Genomic DNA, 17,134 nt, shown 5'->3' on the forward strand with positions numbered 1-17,134 from the left:
TGAAAGCATAATTCTTTAGCTTTTTTTAGCTGCTTTTTAGTTAGAAAACAAAAAATGTCCCTGCAAGGATCTGCAGAAACATTTTTACTAATTTATACTAATTTTAGAATTTGCTCAATCGCATATGCTACGCCATCTTCATTATTGCTTTTTGTAATATCGCTTGCTCTTTGTTTAATTTCTTCTGGAGCATTTTCCATCGCAAAAGAACGAGTAGAAACTTCAAACTGCGTGACATCGTTTCCACCATCACCAAAGGTATAAATTTCATCAAAAGTGACATTTTTAATATTTTCGTATCTTCTGATTGCTTTTCCTTTTTGTGCATCATTGGAAGTAATTTCACAGTTATTTGGAAAAGAAGAAGAAAAGGAGATTGTATTGAGTTTACGAAGAGCTTCCTTTACTTCATCAATTTTTGCGATTTCTGTTTCTGCAACAACTGCAATTAGTTTATAAATTTTGATATCATCTAAATGCTGGATACGATTATAATCACATTCCTCAAACATCTTCTCAATTTCATCCCAAGCTTTACCTCTTAATTGTGGCAATGTCGCTGGAAATCCACCTTGATTTGTATAGACAAGAATACCTACATCAAGCTTATTTAGTTCGGCAAAAAGCGCTTGATACAGCGTCTTGGAAAGGGTTGTTTCATATATTAATTCGCCAGTTGGTGAATACATCATGCTTCCATTTAAACAAAAAATAGGTACTTGTAAATCGGAAACGCCAGCAACTTTTATGACGTCTGGATATTGTCTGCCAGTGTTCAGGATAACATGAACATCCTTATCTTTTAGTTTTTTTATCGTTTTTTTATTGGCATCTGAAATTTCATGTTGATCATTTAATAATGTACCATCTAGGTCAATTGATACACATTTCATTCTATTTCCCCCTAAAACTTCTTTAGTTTCTATTTTTTTATCTATGTACATCATAGCATATTAGCAGGCTTGCCACACTTGTGGTTTATTCTTTTGTGTAGACTACTCTGAAAAAGGGTTCCGCAAGTGGAAGACACTTCGCTTTCCTGTGGGCGAGCGCCGAGCCGCTTCGTCGCTACGCTCCTGCAGGTCGAGTAGACGGGAGCCTCTCCATGTTGGATTGTGCTCCGCTGCCCCTCCACGAACCGTGCGTGCGGAACTACCGCACACGGCTCTTCCCTATTATCTTTTACAGAATGTAAGAAATCTCTTTTTTACGTTCGAATATATTGACCTTTATTCTTGGCTCTGGAAATGGGAATCTCTCTAGAAAGAGAGTAAACTTCTCCCAGTTGAATGACTTCTTTTGACTTCGTCTATTCATCCATTTGTAGAATAGTCTTCTCACTCTATCTTTGAAATTACTCACTTGCCTTATGTTGTCCGTTACACCATAATAGTTGTAGTAGCCAACTAAGGAACGGTCTAGTCTACTTTTTATTTCATGGATATTAGTGGTTCGATTCGCTTTCAACCATTCTTTCTTTTCCTTGAGCTTGGCTCGCATTTTCTTCCTGCTTGATTTGAGTTTCACTCGAAATTTTCCTGATTTACTTTTGCTACAATAGTGTGTAAATCCTAGGAAATCGAACGTAGGAGGTTTTCCTCCTCCGTTTCTTTTGCAGTCTTTTTCCGCAAACCGACCAAATGGAATGATTTTCGTTTTATCCTCTGCTACTTCGAGATGGAACTTCTTCAAGCGTTGAATCAATGCTTGATAGAATGCTTGCGCGTCTTCTTTTACTTGAAAACAACAGACAAAGTCATCTGCGTATCTAACGATATACGCTTGCCCCTTACATTGTTTTCTTACCACCTTCTCAAACCATAAATCCAGCACATAATGGAGGTATATATTGGCTAGGATAGGAGAAATAATGCCACCCTGTGGCGTTCCTGTCTCCGTTTTATACTGCTTTCCCTCTTCCATATATCCACCTTTTAAGAACCTAGCTATCAGTCTCAAAAGATTCGGATCATTTATTCGGTGTTTCAGAAACTCCATCATCCATGCATGATCCACATTATCAAAGAACCCTTTGATATCGGCGTCGACAATATAGTTGGTATATCTATCATTGATATACACATTCAGTATTTTCAGCGCATCATGACAGTTACGTTTTGGACGAAAACCAAAGGAACTATCCAAGAAATCCTGTTCATAGATGGCATTTAAGATTTTCGCTAATCCACGTTGCACTATTTTATCTTCATGTTCAGGAATACCTAATGGTCTTTTCTTGTTTGTTCCTGGTTTGCCTATATAGGTTCTCCGAACTGGAACTGGTCGATAACTTTTCTGCTTCATACGTCTTACTAAATCAGAAATGTTTGTTTCCAACTCTAGCTCGTATTCTTCTTTGGTGGTCTGGTGTATGCCAGGTGCTTTTCTGTTTGGTAATTCATTATGACACTGTTTCAGTGACGACTCGTTCAATAAGTGTGTGAGTGATGTAAACTTCATTTTTGGTTGAGATTTCGCTACTTCTGCTATCCTTATTAGTTTTGTTTCCATTTCTTCACCTATCTCTGTGTATAGTAAATGTTTCCCCAAAAGGGCAATAATAGGGTAGCTGCCTTTCCTCCATCAGAATTACCCGATTTCATTGGTACTACGCAGCTATCCGACTTCCTGTCAGCGTTTGGCTTGCTTGCTTTTTATCGCTTGGTTCGCCATACTCTCTATTCCTCTAGAAAGACTAAACAGGATCTCCCGAGTTGCTACCATATATCGATGTATAACGTGCCGAGGTCACCGACTCCGAAGAGGTTTCTGTTTTCTCGCCATTTTACGAAAATAGAAATATTGCTTTCTGTAGAGACCAGCACATCAGCCCTCTTGTATGCAGATTTCGGAGCTCCATCCCTTCAACCATTTGGCTTACGGCCCATTACCTCGCTGTCTACGCTTAAAAGCAAGGGTTTCCCCTTGCCCTCCAAGACTCGCTACGAGTGAATGGCTAGTTCTTTCTCGGTGGGAATTCCACCCACTATATATGGCAACCTAGGCTCGGTCGCTCGGTCTCGTCTTTCTCACAATCCCACGGGAGTCTTCGTGTATTCCACCTGCTCTCTGCTTCAAACTTAGGTCATTAAATAAAATAGGAAGCAGCTTCTTTTCATGTATCAAGATGCGAATCTCTATTAGCGTGGGTGTCTAATTATTTGTCGAGTTTAGTTGGAAGTGGTTTTAAGTTTGCTTCTATTTGGGCACGTTGTGGTTCTAAAAATGGTGGTAGTGCCAGTGATTCTCCTAGTTGAGGTCACCATATCATAGAAAATTGTATGTTTAGACGTATTTTGGACATATTTTAAGGAGTGACCTGTACGTTAAGGAATTAATTTGTATTAATTGAGAGATGTGAACAGCTACTGAGAAGTTGATTATAGGTTAAACAAAAATAGTGTAAACAGATAATAATGTTTATTAATTTTAATGTAATAAAATAAGAGCAATACTACAATTCGTAAATAGTGCTACTCTTTAAAGTTTGAATTTCAATAAATATAATAGAGAATGCTTCAAAAGAGAATTATAAGCCGTTGAAAACGCTTATAATAACATAGATTTTGGATTAACAGAGTAAGGATTTACACCTTTATTTACATGTAGCACGAAGAAGGTCTTAAACTCATTATTTACAAAAAACAATATAGAATGTCTATCAGCATCGACCTTTGATAATTCTATGCATTTCTTTGGTATACCAGTTTTACTCCAGAAAATTTCTCTTTTCCTTGTTTGTGGATTGTCTCATTACAGTGCTCTTCCGTGTATAAATTCCCACTCTTTCCAAGACATAATTTCAAGTTCCGGTCTGGGTTTATCTTCTAACATGGAAATAAACTCAACTGAGTGGCCATCTGGGTCTGTAAAATAAATTGACACAGCAGGCATAAAAGGGAATACCATTAATTCTTCGGAATTTCCACCTAAAAAATTCTCGGATTCAATCCCTAATTCATTTAAATAACCTCTTGCCTTCATAATATCCGTCACATCTACTTTAAAAGCAAAATGTTGACGCTGAATCTCTGGTGAAGGATAGTTTTCTCTAATACCAAACATTGCCTCTCCAGGATTTCCAATCCAATAAAATTTAGATTTTCGATTAGAATCTTCATATAAAGGAATGATATTGAGTAATTTTTCATAGAATTCAGCGGATATTTTATAATTACTTACATTAATATGTGTTTCAAAAATCCCTTTAATCATTTGAATCCCCCTGATAAGTAGTGATTTTTACCAATATCATTTGTTTATTTCCTACAGAATAACTATAATATATTTTCAAAAATACTACATATTTGATTTGATAGTTACAGATATAAAAGAAATTTTATATAAATTCAAATTATAAACCACCTTTATAAGAAAAAAGTCGACTCCCTCATCTTTGAGAATATTACCTTTCATTTTTAAGTAACTTTATTGGTTTTTAAATACCTTTATTGTCTAAAAACAAATAGAACCAGCTTATAGCTGACTTAAACGACCACCAGCTAAATCAAGTGGTCGTTTGAGGGCTGAAATGTGGAAACCAACGCATATTTGGCTTTGAAAAATTGAGAGAAAAGCCATTTCTTAATAAGTAAATTGTCGTCGTTTCACAAGAGTCTAATTGTAAATAAATTTATATTTTTTTCCTCATCGTTATATCTGTTGGTTCGAAATTTAATTTATTATAGAGATGAATGGCTCTTTTGTTATGGGCAAAAACATGTAAAGCTATTTTTTCTCCGCCATTTTGTTTTATATGATTCTCTAGTTCTGTTAATGCTAACGTGCCAAAACCGTTCCCCTGATGCTCTTCATCAATACTAAAATCATAAATAAACGCTTCTTTTTTTCGGTCTATTTTGTTTAAAAAATACCATAAATAGCCGATTTTTTTCTTTGATTCTGCGTGCGTGATTTGCAGCACATAATGATTTTCTGTGTCTACTCCGTTTGGAAGCAGCTTATTCGTTTCCTCTTCTGCTTTTTGAATAGATTCATCTTCCAACCAAGTGCCAGCTTCCACTTTTTCCTGGGCATACTCTTTTACTAGCATGGCTTTATATGCTGAAAAAGCCTCAGCAGGAAGTTTTAGTAATGTAATGGACATCTGAATTCTCCTTTTATATATCTATCTTCAATAATACAGGGCAATGATCACTACCCATTATATGACAATAACTCTCTGTATCTAGTAGTTTATCTTGTAAACTTTGCGAAAGAATAAAATAATCAATTCTCCATCCGATGTTTCGTTCCCTTACTTTTGCCATATAAGACCACCATGTATACACATCTGTTTTTTCAGGGTAAAGATGGCGGAAAGCATCAATAAAACCAAATTGAAGCAGATTGCTCATTTTGCCTCTTTCTTCTATGGTAAATCCAGAATTGCCTAAGTTTGATTTTGCATTTTTTAAATCGATTTCCTGATGAGCAACATTTAAATCGCCGCAATAAATAACGGGTTTTTTGCTATTTAATGCAAGTAAGTAATTTTGCAATTGTTTCTCCCATTCCATTCGATAGGACAATCTGCTTAAATCTCTTTTCGAGTTTGGTGTATACACATTCACTAGATAAAACGTATCAAATTCAAGGGTAATCGCTCTTCCCTCTGTTTCTACAAAATCATCTCCTAAACCATATACAACAGAGAGCGGTTTAATTTTGGAGAAAACGGCAGTCCCAGAATAGCCTTTTCTTTCTGCATAGTTCCAAAATTGATGGTAGCCATCTAATTCTAAAACAATTTGCCCTTCTTGAAGCTTTGATTCTTGAATACAGAATATATCTGCATCAACTTCTTGAAAAAAATCAAGAAAGCCTTTTTTTACACATGCTCTTATTCCATTTACATTCCATGTTACAATTTTCATGAAAAATAGTATTCTCCTAACATTTAAGTATATTTCTTATATGCTAGATTAACAGAAATAATCCATCTCATAAAGATTTTTGACCTTTTTATATATTTCCTGTTGAAAAAGGAATAAAAAATAGTTTGTATTCCAGCTTGATTCATGATGTTCACCACTTTACTTACGCACATGAGACTTAATATTACTAAATTATGTAAAATACCTCGAAAATTTATTCAATCTTCAATAGAAGCAGTTTGAATATTCATTTAATAATTACACTTTCCGAAAACTCAATGCAACTCATAAACTTCTAATAATTTTCACAGAAATCAAATAGATAATTACTAATTTATCATCTGTATGTGCTTTTATCCTCTTCTATAACGATACTTTGAGAAATGTTAATTTTCCCCAAACCCATGCCTGAAAAATTTCGTCTATCCTTTTTTTAAATGCTTTATCATCAACCATATCCTCGTCAATACCTAGTTTTTCAAAAGTGAATGTTTCTTTCGCTTCTACCCCCTCATATTTTGCACTGCTAAATGAAAAAGTTATTTTTTTACCCATTTATTTATCCTCCTATAAAGAGCTTTATCCTTTATTTTTAATCATATCACTAGTTTCAACGATTCATCCTTGATATGACCCACTTAGCATAAGTTCTATCAATTTACTAAAAAACTCAATATAGTTAACTTCAGAAAGGAGTCGTTTCCAATGTGGCAGCAGACAATATAGAGAGTTTCAAAAACATTGTTTTCAGAAGATACATAAACTCAAAAGAAGGAGAATTCAAACTGATCGGTTGGTCTATCGTTTATCATAGAAGATTATGTGGAGGAGAGAACCAGCAGTCTTGATGAAAGAGTAAAGACATTTAGTTTCTATTTTTGTCCTATTTTTTATTCATATTCGAGATATCATAAGTTTTTAAAAAAGTGTATATTAATAGAGGGAAAATAATACATATTAAGGAACCTCTATTAATATACAGTCCAGTATGTAATTCAATTAGTTTACATAATATTTTTATGATAAACTTTCAATCTTTTTGCATACACTAATGGTTAATTCTTCTGTAATTTCGTCTAATTTATTGTCCAGCATGCTGTTTACGACAGATGCAAATGTTCCAAGTGCTTCCATTTTCAGATAACCGGTCATTTTTGTTTCCTTTTTGGAAACAGGCATTGCTAAAAAATAACCACTTCCGGTAAATTTCTCGTTGATGCCCGTTAATTTAAAAGTCACTTTACTTGGTTCTTCCCATTTTAATATATCAACTCGTAATTGAATTTTTTTCGAAAATAGACCAAAATCTGTTTTAAACTCCCATGTAGAGACTAATTCAGAGAGGATTTGATGCTGAATATAGCCAGGGACTAATGGAGCCCAATTATTCATCGATCGAACAAAATTCCATACTTTCTGCAGATCTGCTTTTACAATAATGCTATGTTTCTTTTGTGGCATCATAACACTTCCTTTTATCAACTCTATATACTTATGTTATTCATGAAAAAGAAGAGATATGATTGTTGTTTAGTTAACATAATATTATTATAAGAAACTCATTGCTTACACTCCCCTAAATGCCTGTTGCATTTTACGAATATAAACAATTTGGCCAATATGGTAGGCGTTATGTGTGATGGCATGCGCAATTACCTCTCCCCATTTACCTGGTTCGGTAGTGCCTTTTACCTCTGATTCGAGTTGTTCTTCTGTAAATAGCTCTTTCCAGGCTAAAAGAAGTTCTAGTAGTTCCCCTTTTAATTGAAAAAATTCTTTCCCTTCAGGAACAATAAAAGTATCTTTATTATTTGTCACCAGTGCAACTGCTTTGACATCGGCATGAATATATCGCTTCTGCCAGGTTGCATTCCAAAAAATTAAATGCTGCACAATTTCAGCGATGTTATGACATTTCTCATTAGGTTTCCAAAACGCTTCTTTTTCTTCTAATCCTTTTACAGCTAATTGAAAGGATGCATACCAATTGGATTCTGTTGCATTTGCTAATAACTGTTCTGTCAGTATATCTTTTGCGTTTAGCATAATATTTTCCCCTCCATTTTTCTTTTCATATAAGTTAACATAATAATATTATGTTAACTTATATGAAATAATCTTCTATATCCATTTCCATTGCTTTTTCTTTTTGTGCATCGGATACATGCGTGTATTTTTGTGTAGTATTTAGGTTAGTATGTCCTAAAAGCTCCTGAACCGTTCGGATATCTCTCCCATCCCGCACTAAATGGGTCGCAAAGGAATGCCTTAATTTATGACTGGATATTCCTTTTGCTTTCCAATTAAAAATAGGAAATTCTTTTTCTACCGTTTCACAAATTCTTTCTGTTATTTCCTGTATTCTTCTTCTTGATATCCTTTTTCCTCTTCGGGATATAAAAACAGCATCTTCATATCCTTTCATCGGCATAATCCGATCCTCTTCTATATAGAGAATCAGTTCTTCATATATCGTAAGCGGAAGTGGAATATATCTTGATTTATTCCCTTTTCCCAACACTTGAATCCCCTTTTTATGAGAATGGATGGAAGATAGATTTAATGTATGTATTTCTGTCACGCGTAGTCCAGCAAATGCCATTAAACCTAGCATAACTTTATTCCTTCTTACATGTTGTCTTTGGGATACTTTTTCGATCATGGAGAAAAAAGATTTTAATTCCTCTTTTTCAAGATAACTAGGCAGCTTGCCTTTTTGTTCTTTTGCGCTTTCGTAATCACTTGCAGGATTTTTGGTTACTAACTCATAGTCTATTAAACATTTATAAAAGGATCGGATGGCCGTTAAACGTCTATTTCTGGATTCTGCACTATTTGCTCGTTTTGTTTTTAGTTCATTCATAAATAAGGTTAAGGTTATTTTTTTCACCTCTTCCAAAGGAACCTTTTGCTGTTTTTTACGGGTGATATAGTCTAAAAAGAAGTAAATATCACGAATGTAATTATCTATTGTAAATTTACTGTAGTCCTTATTATCCATATGTGTTGCAAAAATGGTTAATACCTCTTCATACCACTGGGATAATAGATCTTTTTCCATCATTGTATGATTCCACCAATCTAGTTTACTGTGTTTTTATTATACTATAATCCCTAAAAAACCGCACATAAGAGATATTATGCGCGGTAATGCAGTGTGAAACGTTACAATCGAATTATTTATTCTTTCGTTAGCAATGACCTATTTCATTTCGTTATTAAAATTAGGATAATTAGTAAGAAATAGTAAAATGCTGGCCATACTGATAATAGGAGGCTGATGATGAAAATATTATTTATGCTACTAAGTTTGTTCAATCTAGCTGATGGGCTTTTTACATATATAGGGTTACGTTTACAGTTGATTAGTGAGTCTAATCCTCTGATGGAAATGATATGGAATATCTCTCCCATTCTTTTTCTTTTTTGCAAAGTCATCTTATCTTTTCTTTTATTTTGTATCTCTATGCTATTCATTACAAAATATCAAAAAACATGGACCTGTGTTTTAATTATTCCACTAAGTATATACGGAAGTATCATGCTCCTCCATTTTGCTTGGATATTAACCGCTTTTCCACTTAGTTGACCATAATTATATTATGTATCTTTTGGAATAAATTTTCTTTCATTTTTTCTTATTAGCTATTACAATAAAAGAAAGATTGCAAAAAAAGGGGTTAATTAAAAAATGAGTGTACATAAAGCCATTACAAAACACGTGGAACAAGTAAATAATCGGGTCCATCATTTTAAACAGCTTGATCATTTACGTGAACATTATATTGAAGAAGCGGTACAACAATGTTTAAACGGAGAAATCTTTTCTGTTCAAAAGATAAATGAAGTAACAGAAGAAATTAATGTACTTGCTAAACAAGGGGTTATTCCTTCTAGAAAAGTAGTAACAGCGGAAATGGTAAAGGAATATGCGTTGAAATTGAACTAAAAAAAGCAGCACGGACTACACGTGCTGCTTTTTTATTTTCTGAATGCTCCTTCATCTCTAGTTCTTATCCAATTTTTCTTGTATGATCTTCATTGAAATACGGATTTCATTAATCTCGCTATCAGTTAGCCTATTAAACAATTGATTGATGTGCTTATCAGACTGAATGTTAATTTTATTCAGCAGGTTCTCTCCTTTTTTTGTTAAAAAGAGAAAGTTTTTTCTATTGTCTATCTTAGAGCTCTTTTTTTCTATTAATCCTTCCTTCTCTAATTTACGTAAAATTCTGCTCATATAGCTCCTATCAATAGTAAGTTCTTGAACAAGATTATTAGCAATACACTCCGTTCTTTCCCTAATTTCAAAAAGTATTCTTGCTTCAGTTAATGAATAATCTGTGTCTAGAATTTGCTGATTAAATAATCCAAGCACCTTTGTATAAAAACGATTAAATTGTCTGATATCATAAATAGCTTCTTTATTCATAATTTCTCCTTTTAGTTGATTTTGTCCACATTTAATAGTAATATAACTATATCCCTAAAATGTTGACTTAGTCAATCTTTTAGGCTACTTTTTTCAAAAAAATATTCACAATCTTTTTAATAGGAGAAACTATATGATTATTCGAGAAATAAAAAAAGACGACAATGAAAAAGTAAAAGAAATAATACAAGATTCCCTGAAATCGCTCGGCTTAGCGATTCCAGGGACAGCTTATTTTGACCCTCAACTTAACGACCTTCACCAATATTATGCTAATCTAAATAATGCGAACTATTGGGTTGTAGAAATGAAAGGAGAGATTGTTGGGGGAATTGGTATAGCGCCATTTAACGAACCTGACAACATTTGCGAATTGCAAAAGCTATACTTAATTCCAAAAGCACAAGGTCTTGGAATTTCTAAGAAGCTAATGGAAACCGCTTTGTCATTTGCTTCTAAACATTTTACAAAATGCTACTTAGAAACACAGCATGAATTAAAAGCGGCATGTATATTGTATGAAAAATTTGGATTTAAACTTTTACAGAAACCATTATCAGGTTCTGACCATTCTGCAATGAATGCTTGGTATATAAAAGAGTTGAAATAACCACAAAAAGAACTTGTTTCTGAAGATAATAATGTCTAAAGTATGCCTATGATGCTATTAAATTCTTGGGTTAGTTTTTTTAAAAGAAGCAAGTCCTTTATGCGTAAATCGGCATTTTAGTAAAACGTTCATTTTTATTTCATTGACGATCCAGAGAAAATTAGGATAGTGTCAGAAAGAAAACAAGAAAAGGGTGCCCATAAAAAGTCCTGTTTGGACGTTAATGGGCAACCCTTTTATTCTTCTTCCCCCTTCTCCTTATAATAGCTCGGAAAATTACTTTTTTTGGTTAAGAGATAATAACTTGATAGTAATAATAAGAATCCGGCTGCAAAAAAAGTAAAGCGAATAGAAATTTCAGCAAAAAATCCAGCGAGCAATGCACTAATGCCAAACACGAGTGATACCATTGTATTTTGCGCACCATAAATTTTCACTAAAACATCGGAGGAAGCTTCTTTTTGTAAATACGTATTTAGACTTATCGATTTTATTTGTTCTTTTATTCCATGCAGCATGATTAACAATAATGCAATCCAAGGTATAGAATTCAAAGCAAATAAAATAGTGATGATCGATACTGCAAAGGAGGCATAATTAGCTGCTTTTCGTAAGTTTTTTTCGATAAAAGAAGCAAGTTTTATGCAAAGGAATCCACCTATAAGCAAGCCGATAAAAAAGACCGTATTCATATAACCCCACCACGCTTCTGTAACATGGAGAATTTCTTTTACGAACACATATAGAATGGCTGCTGTCCAAATAACATTAGCTATCGATTCTATTATATATACAATATGAATATTTCTGAACATTGGGTTCTTCCAAATAATCATCCAGCCTTCTTTTAATTCTTCCTTTACATTCCTTTTCATTGTTATTGGTTGAAACGGTGTATGATCAACAATGCCTATCATCATAGCGGTTGAGATGCCATATAAAACAATGGTGAACCAAATTAGGCTTTGACCATTTAATAAAGAAACAAGCATACCCCCAATTGCCCAGCCACCTAATTGGGTTGATTCATATAAAACGGAAACAAAACTATTTGCTTTTAGTAATTCATTTTTCTGAACGACCCTTGGCAAAATAGCATTTGTTGCAGGCATTGCCCAGCCATCAAATATAGCCAATAAGAAGATGAATACAAAGATGCAATTTATATTGGAAGCAGTCAGAATGCTGAGAAAACAAACAAGAAACAATAAAAACAATGTTTTAAGCGCTTGAGAGTATACTAACAAATCTTTTAATTCATATCGATTAAATAATAATGGTGAAAAAGCTCCGCTAATAAATCGTCCAATTGTATTCAAAAATGGCAGCATGGCTAAATACAATGTATACTTGGTAGCTGTATATAATAAAGAAATTAAAGCAACGATATAAAGTACATCACCAAGATTGGCAATTGTTTGTCCTATCCACAATAAACGAAAATTTTTACTTTTCATGAACTCTACCCTTTTAATCTTTTTTCATTGTTTTATTAACAGGGGTTTTTACAAAGGATGATCCCTCCTATACTATTCATTTTCACTAAATCAGATACTAGAAAAAAAGTAAGCGTTTAATAAGTTGTTAAAAATACTTAAATATTGGGGTAGTAATCATAAAAGGATATAGTTTTTTCGTTTATTTTCATAATTAACTTTATTATACCTTTATTGGGTTAATTTGTTAAACAAAAATCATCTTTCCGTTTAAAATGGAAAGATGATTTTATCATGAATAAAATATTTTTTTATTGCCGAAGGAGTAATGACTTCCGATTTTTTTTTACTTCTAAAGAAGGATTTATTAACTGTTTTTTTGTAAGGTGGATTCTAGAAAACTTTTATTATGCAAAATACTAGGATGATCCGGTTTATATTTTCTAGCAATTTCGTTGTGCTTATTAGCTAAAACATGTTCTCCTAATTGTGAATAACAAACACATAATTGTAAATGTGGAAGCCATGTCCAGCAAGCATGATTAATTAACCCTAAATTATCTGTTGGCATGTCAAGCTGTGTAGCAAGTTCATACCAAAAGATTGCCTGTTGAGTTTGATTATTATGAAGGAATCGATAACCTAATCTGCAGCAAAACTCTCCTCGAGGATTGTCATACTCAAAGGATTTTAATAGGAAGTACATTTCATTTTCTCTGTCCTCCATTTTATCAAAACAATCTGCTAGTTTTCCACATGCAGATATATAGTCTTCTACCCATCCATTTGTCGTCGCTAAGAATTGTTTGTAAAACTCGATGGCACGTTCTATTTTTTGATGCTCGAGCAATTCATTTGCAAAATAATACAAATCTCTTGGAGAAAATTGTTCTCCTTCCTTCAGACGATTTTCATAAATTTTTATATTACGGTCTGAGTCATGGTGAATGCTGCTATGAGTAACAGCAATATTACTATGATGAATATTTCCCCAAACCTCTAGATACTCATGTACTGGTCCTATCCACTGGAAGTTGTTTTGCCTTTTTACAAGGCGATTACGCCGCAAACTAGAAACGACGTTTTCATTTTCATCGAGCAAAAGATGATAATGCATCGTCACTGAATCAACAGACAAATTTAGGGTTTCCTTTAGTGTTAAGAAATTTTTGCGATCTTGTTCTTTTAAAACATCATCTGCATCTAACCAAAAAATATAACCTTCGTCGCAAAACTAAATGCAAAATTACGTGCTGCAGCAAAGTTATCTATCCAAATAAAGTCGATTATTCGATCCGTATATTGAGAAACGACTTCTTTGGTTTTATCGGTAGAACCTGTATCAACAATAATAATTTCATCAACAAGTCCTTTTACCGTTTCTAAACATCTTGCAATGGTTTCTTCTTCATTTTTTACAATCATGCAAAGGCTAACGGTAATCAATATGGTTTGCTCCTTTACCTTTAGTATATCAGTCTTATTTTAAGGTATGAAAAATGTCTATTTATGGTGTGTAGATAAATTCGTAGTTGATTACCGTGTAGTGTAACCTAATAAAGTTGCATGATCTATTGCTTGTTTCGCTTTAAAGTTCGTTGCGTTCTTTCACAGCATATACTATGTAATATTTATTTGTCTTATTAAGGATTTAGTACATGTTTAAGGTGGATAATTCCTTTTAATCTAGCTTTTTAAACAATAAAATAAATTTCACAAAAAATGTCTAAAGTAACTTTTCGAAGTAATGACTACATTATTCTAAAAATTACTTTAGTCATATTTACATTTAGTAACGCTGAAATGTGGATTGTACTTTAAGTTATAGTGATCCTTTGAACAACTAAAGTTGAATACTTTTCAATATTAATTTATAAGGATTTTTTTATAGACTACTAATCTAATTTTTTTAGTACAATTGAAGCATTGACATTTGTTTGCGTTCCTCCAGCGAGAGTTTGTAGCGTAACGGCAGAGGCTGAGGAATGATTGCGAAGAGTAAGAACATCATTAGCTGAAACGGTAAATACTACCTGACCCTTGTTTTGTTGAGTTCCAGCTCCTGAACCATGAACAGTTCCTGGAATCTCTGCTCCATTTAAAAAGAGAGCGAATTGATTTGGTTCTACACCGGAAACAAAGAAAATAGCTTCATAAATTCCTGCAGTAGTGATTACTATTTCGTCATCTCCAGGTGCATGTGTAATACCCGGTGTAAGCAAGCCGTTCGTATCAAAGGTAACATCTGCTTCTATTGGTACAGTTTGAGCTATCAGATTATAAATATAAGCAAATTCTGCTAATCCTCCTGCACCCGTGGCTCCAGTAGCTCCAGCAGGTCCAGCAACTCCTGTAGCACCCGTGGCTCCGGCAGGTCCGGCAACTCCTGTAGCACCCGTGGCTCCGGCAGGTCCGGCAACCCCTGTAGCACCCGTGGCTCCAGCAGGTCCAGCAACTCCTGTAGCACCCGTGGCTCCGGCAGGTCCGGCAACTCCTGTAGCACCCGTGGCTCCAGTAGCTCCGGCAGGTCCGGCAACCCCTGTAGCGCCAGTAGCTCCGGCAGGTCCGGCAACTCCTGTAGCACCCGTGGCTCCGGCAGGTCCGGCAACTCCTGTAGCACCCGTGGCTCCAGTAGCTCCGGCAGGTCCGGCAACCCCTGTAGCGCCAGTAGCTCCGGCAGGTCCGGCAACTCCTGTAGCACCTGTAGCTCCGGCAGGTCCAGCAACTCCTGTAGCACCCGTGGCTCCAGTAGCTCCGGCAGGTCCGGCAACCCCTGTAGCGCCAGTAGCTCCGGCAGGTCCGGCAACTCCTGTAGCACCTGTAGCTCCGGCAGGTCCAGCAACTCCTGTAGCACCCGTGGCTCCGGCAGGTCCGGCAACTCCTGTAGCACCCGTGGCTCCGGCAGGTCCGGCAACCCCTGTAGCACCCGTGGCTCCAGCAGGTCCAGCAACTCCTGTAGCACCCGTGGCTCCGGCAGGTCCGGCAACTCCTGTAGCACCCGTGGCTCCGGCAGGTCCGGCAACCCCTGTAGCGCCAGTAGCTCCGGCAGGTCCGGCAACTCCTGTAGCACCTGTAGCTCCGGCAGGTCCAGCAACTCCTGTAGCACCCGTGGCTCCAGTAGCTCCGGCAATTCCAGTAACCCCCGTGGCTCCAGCAGGACCAGCAATTCCAGTAGCCCCTGTGGCTCCAGTAGCTCCAGTAGGTACATTCACATATACCTTTACTTTGCATTGACAATTACTATGCCCACATTCAGAGCATTTTTTGTCTCTGCATTTGTTATTCTTATGTTGACATTCATTACATTTATTGTGTTTATATCCACATTTTGAGCAATGATGATTACTTAGCAATCTTTTTCAACTCCTTTTCATAAATTACTGTAGCATATGACTCAAAAACAAAAGAGTGTGGACAAACAACCATTAGACAAGCTCATTCTATAAAAAATGTAAATAAAAGGTATAGAGATTTTTAGAAAGTATTACACCCCTTATTCTTCAGCGCTTACCCATTCATCATTTTAAATAAACACCAATGTGATAAATTAATTTGTAAATCATAGAATAGTAATAAGATGATAATCAAGGAGTAAAAATGGTATCTTTACTCCATTAGAGAGGAATTTTCTGTGAATCTAGAGGGGGATTTTCATTAGGAACGGTACTAACATTGGTTTTGGTTTCTATTGGAATAACAGAATCTAACGCAGCTAGTTAGAAGAGGTAAAATTAGTTCTTTATGACTGAATAATCGTTGTCAAAGCAGAAAAAGACCATGTATTAACAAAATGGGATTGTGCAGTTGGTTATAATTATAGAATCTTAATTCCAATTTATTTCTCTAACTTTAGGTCTACAAAATAAACAAAATTTATAAGACGGAGGACTTTTAGGAAACAGTTGATAAAGTCACAATCATCCTTGTATTAAAACCAATGATTCCTTTGATATAGTAATTGGTTTTTTTGCAAAGTTTCTCAATGTATGTTTTCTGCGTTTTGCTGGCGGAATTCCATATATGCATATTGCCGTTTTTAAAGCAGGCTTTTGAAGGAATTGAAAATTTCATGTTCCTTTTAATAACTGTCACATTTTAATTCTTATAATCATATTTTATTACAAGCTTAAAAGTGTAAGATTGTGCTAAATTACTTTATAAATCATACAATAACAGTAGAAGTAAGTTTGGCAGTCCAATCTTTTTAGAGGAGGAATTGTTCTGTGTATATAAACGATTTCAATCAAATTACGTTTCAAAACTTACAAGAAAGAGAAATGCCTTTTCCAATTGTTTTTCAACGAATCATTACCTTTATGAAAAGAAACCCTATTGGCCATTATCGATTAATGATCGGAACTGATTCACAAGTGCACCCTAAATACACGACATTTATTACCGGAATTGTTATTCAAAACAAAGGAAAAGGGGCTTGGGCGTGCATTCGTAAAGTAATTGTGCCAAGAAAAATACTGCGTTTACATGAAAAAATATCGTATGAAACAACGTTAACAGAAGAAGTGGTTCATTTATTTACAGAAGAGAAAAAAAACGAGTTAATTAATATTGTGCTGCCATTTATTTATCAAGGAGCAACGTTCTCAATAGAAGGTCATATTGATATTGGAGCAGGAACTCGTAATAAAACAAGTGAGTTTGTAAATGAAATGGTGGCTAGAATTGAATCGGCTGGCATTGAACCAAAGATAAAGCCCAATTCATTTGTTGCCTCCTCGTATGCTAATAAATATACAAAATAAAAAGCCTGTCCATAAAG

At 34.9% G+C, this 17,134-nt stretch carries 16 protein-coding genes and 1 pseudogene; 4 read left to right on the forward strand and 13 right to left on the reverse strand.

The window, feature by feature from the left end; genetic code table 11:
* Positions 1–92 precede the first annotated feature (92 nt).
* The 9 genes from AC5LWL_RS12920 to AC5LWL_RS12960 form a co-directional block, all read right to left on the reverse strand.
* Positions 93–893, reverse strand: a complete 801-nt coding sequence (locus tag AC5LWL_RS12920) for an HAD family hydrolase (RefSeq protein WP_493434681.1) — start codon at positions 891–893, stop codon at positions 93–95.
* A 289-nt stretch (positions 894–1,182) separates the two neighbouring features.
* Complete coding sequence (gene ltrA, locus AC5LWL_RS12925) at positions 1,183–2,511, reverse strand: group II intron reverse transcriptase/maturase (protein WP_493433688.1); 1,329 nt, start codon at positions 2,509–2,511, stop codon at positions 1,183–1,185.
* A gap of 1,242 nt (positions 2,512–3,753) precedes the next feature.
* Positions 3,754–4,215 carry a VOC family protein gene (locus AC5LWL_RS12930; protein WP_493434682.1) on the reverse strand — a complete coding sequence of 154 codons (462 nt, stop codon included), beginning with the start codon at positions 4,213–4,215 and terminating at the stop codon, positions 3,754–3,756.
* A 418-nt stretch (positions 4,216–4,633) separates the two neighbouring features.
* A complete protein-coding gene (locus AC5LWL_RS12935; protein WP_493434683.1) occupies positions 4,634–5,107 on the reverse strand; it encodes a GNAT family N-acetyltransferase in 474 nt (157 codons plus the stop codon).
* 13 nt (positions 5,108–5,120) lie between these two features.
* Positions 5,121–5,876 (reverse strand): exodeoxyribonuclease III, encoded by a 756-nt coding sequence (locus tag AC5LWL_RS12940; protein WP_493434684.1) that lies wholly within the window; start codon positions 5,874–5,876, stop codon positions 5,121–5,123.
* Positions 5,877–6,239: 363 nt separating this feature from the next.
* The gene (locus tag AC5LWL_RS12945) at positions 6,240–6,431 is read right to left on the reverse strand and encodes a hypothetical protein (RefSeq protein WP_493434685.1); all 192 of its coding nucleotides are present in this window, start codon (positions 6,429–6,431) and stop codon (positions 6,240–6,242) included.
* 462 nt (positions 6,432–6,893) lie between these two features.
* The gene (locus AC5LWL_RS12950; RefSeq protein ID WP_493434686.1) at positions 6,894–7,337 is read right to left on the reverse strand and encodes an SRPBCC family protein; all 444 of its coding nucleotides are present in this window, start codon (positions 7,335–7,337) and stop codon (positions 6,894–6,896) included.
* Between the two features lie 105 nt (positions 7,338–7,442).
* Positions 7,443–7,922: a DinB family protein gene (locus AC5LWL_RS12955; RefSeq protein WP_493434687.1), complete on the reverse strand. Its 480-nt coding sequence runs from the start codon at positions 7,920–7,922 to the stop codon at positions 7,443–7,445.
* 58 nt (positions 7,923–7,980) lie between these two features.
* A complete protein-coding gene (locus AC5LWL_RS12960) occupies positions 7,981–8,940 on the reverse strand; it encodes a tyrosine-type recombinase/integrase (protein ID WP_493434688.1) in 960 nt (319 codons plus the stop codon).
* 234 nt (positions 8,941–9,174) lie between these two features.
* Between AC5LWL_RS12960 and AC5LWL_RS12965 the strand changes: the two genes are divergently transcribed.
* On the forward strand, positions 9,175–9,465 hold the full coding sequence (locus AC5LWL_RS12965; RefSeq protein ID WP_493436604.1) for a DUF5658 family protein: 291 nt from the start codon (positions 9,175–9,177) through the stop codon (positions 9,463–9,465).
* A gap of 102 nt (positions 9,466–9,567) precedes the next feature.
* Positions 9,568–9,825 (forward strand): DUF2533 family protein, encoded by a 258-nt coding sequence (locus AC5LWL_RS12970; RefSeq protein WP_493434689.1) that lies wholly within the window; start codon positions 9,568–9,570, stop codon positions 9,823–9,825.
* Between the two features lie 57 nt (positions 9,826–9,882).
* On the opposite strand, the gene AC5LWL_RS12975 is transcribed toward AC5LWL_RS12970, so the two are convergent.
* Positions 9,883–10,311 (reverse strand): MarR family winged helix-turn-helix transcriptional regulator, encoded by a 429-nt coding sequence (locus AC5LWL_RS12975; RefSeq protein WP_493434690.1) that lies wholly within the window; start codon positions 10,309–10,311, stop codon positions 9,883–9,885.
* A gap of 133 nt (positions 10,312–10,444) precedes the next feature.
* On the opposite strand from AC5LWL_RS12975, the gene AC5LWL_RS12980 reads away from it, so the two are divergent.
* Positions 10,445–10,921 (forward strand): GNAT family N-acetyltransferase, encoded by a 477-nt coding sequence (locus tag AC5LWL_RS12980; protein WP_493434691.1) that lies wholly within the window; start codon positions 10,445–10,447, stop codon positions 10,919–10,921.
* Positions 10,922–11,157: 236 nt separating this feature from the next.
* Here AC5LWL_RS12980 and AC5LWL_RS12985 read toward each other — a convergent pair whose 3' ends face one another.
* From AC5LWL_RS12985 to AC5LWL_RS12995, 3 genes and pseudogenes are all read right to left on the reverse strand, one after another.
* Positions 11,158–12,378 carry an MFS transporter gene (locus AC5LWL_RS12985; RefSeq protein ID WP_493434692.1) on the reverse strand — a complete coding sequence of 407 codons (1,221 nt, stop codon included), beginning with the start codon at positions 12,376–12,378 and terminating at the stop codon, positions 11,158–11,160.
* Between the two features lie 346 nt (positions 12,379–12,724).
* Positions 12,725–13,782, reverse strand: a pseudogene (locus AC5LWL_RS12990) (tetratricopeptide repeat-containing glycosyltransferase family 2 protein).
* A 470-nt stretch (positions 13,783–14,252) separates the two neighbouring features.
* Complete coding sequence (locus AC5LWL_RS12995) at positions 14,253–15,569, reverse strand: collagen-like domain-containing protein (RefSeq protein ID WP_493436605.1); 1,317 nt, start codon at positions 15,567–15,569, stop codon at positions 14,253–14,255.
* Between the two features lie 1,065 nt (positions 15,570–16,634).
* Here AC5LWL_RS12995 and AC5LWL_RS13000 point away from each other — a divergent pair.
* Complete coding sequence (locus AC5LWL_RS13000; RefSeq protein WP_493436606.1) at positions 16,635–17,117, forward strand: ribonuclease H-like YkuK family protein; 483 nt, start codon at positions 16,635–16,637, stop codon at positions 17,115–17,117.
* The last annotated feature ends 17 nt before the right edge of the window (positions 17,118–17,134 follow it).

It is taken from the genome of Niallia sp. WK069_GA_01 (genome assembly GCF_983173855.1).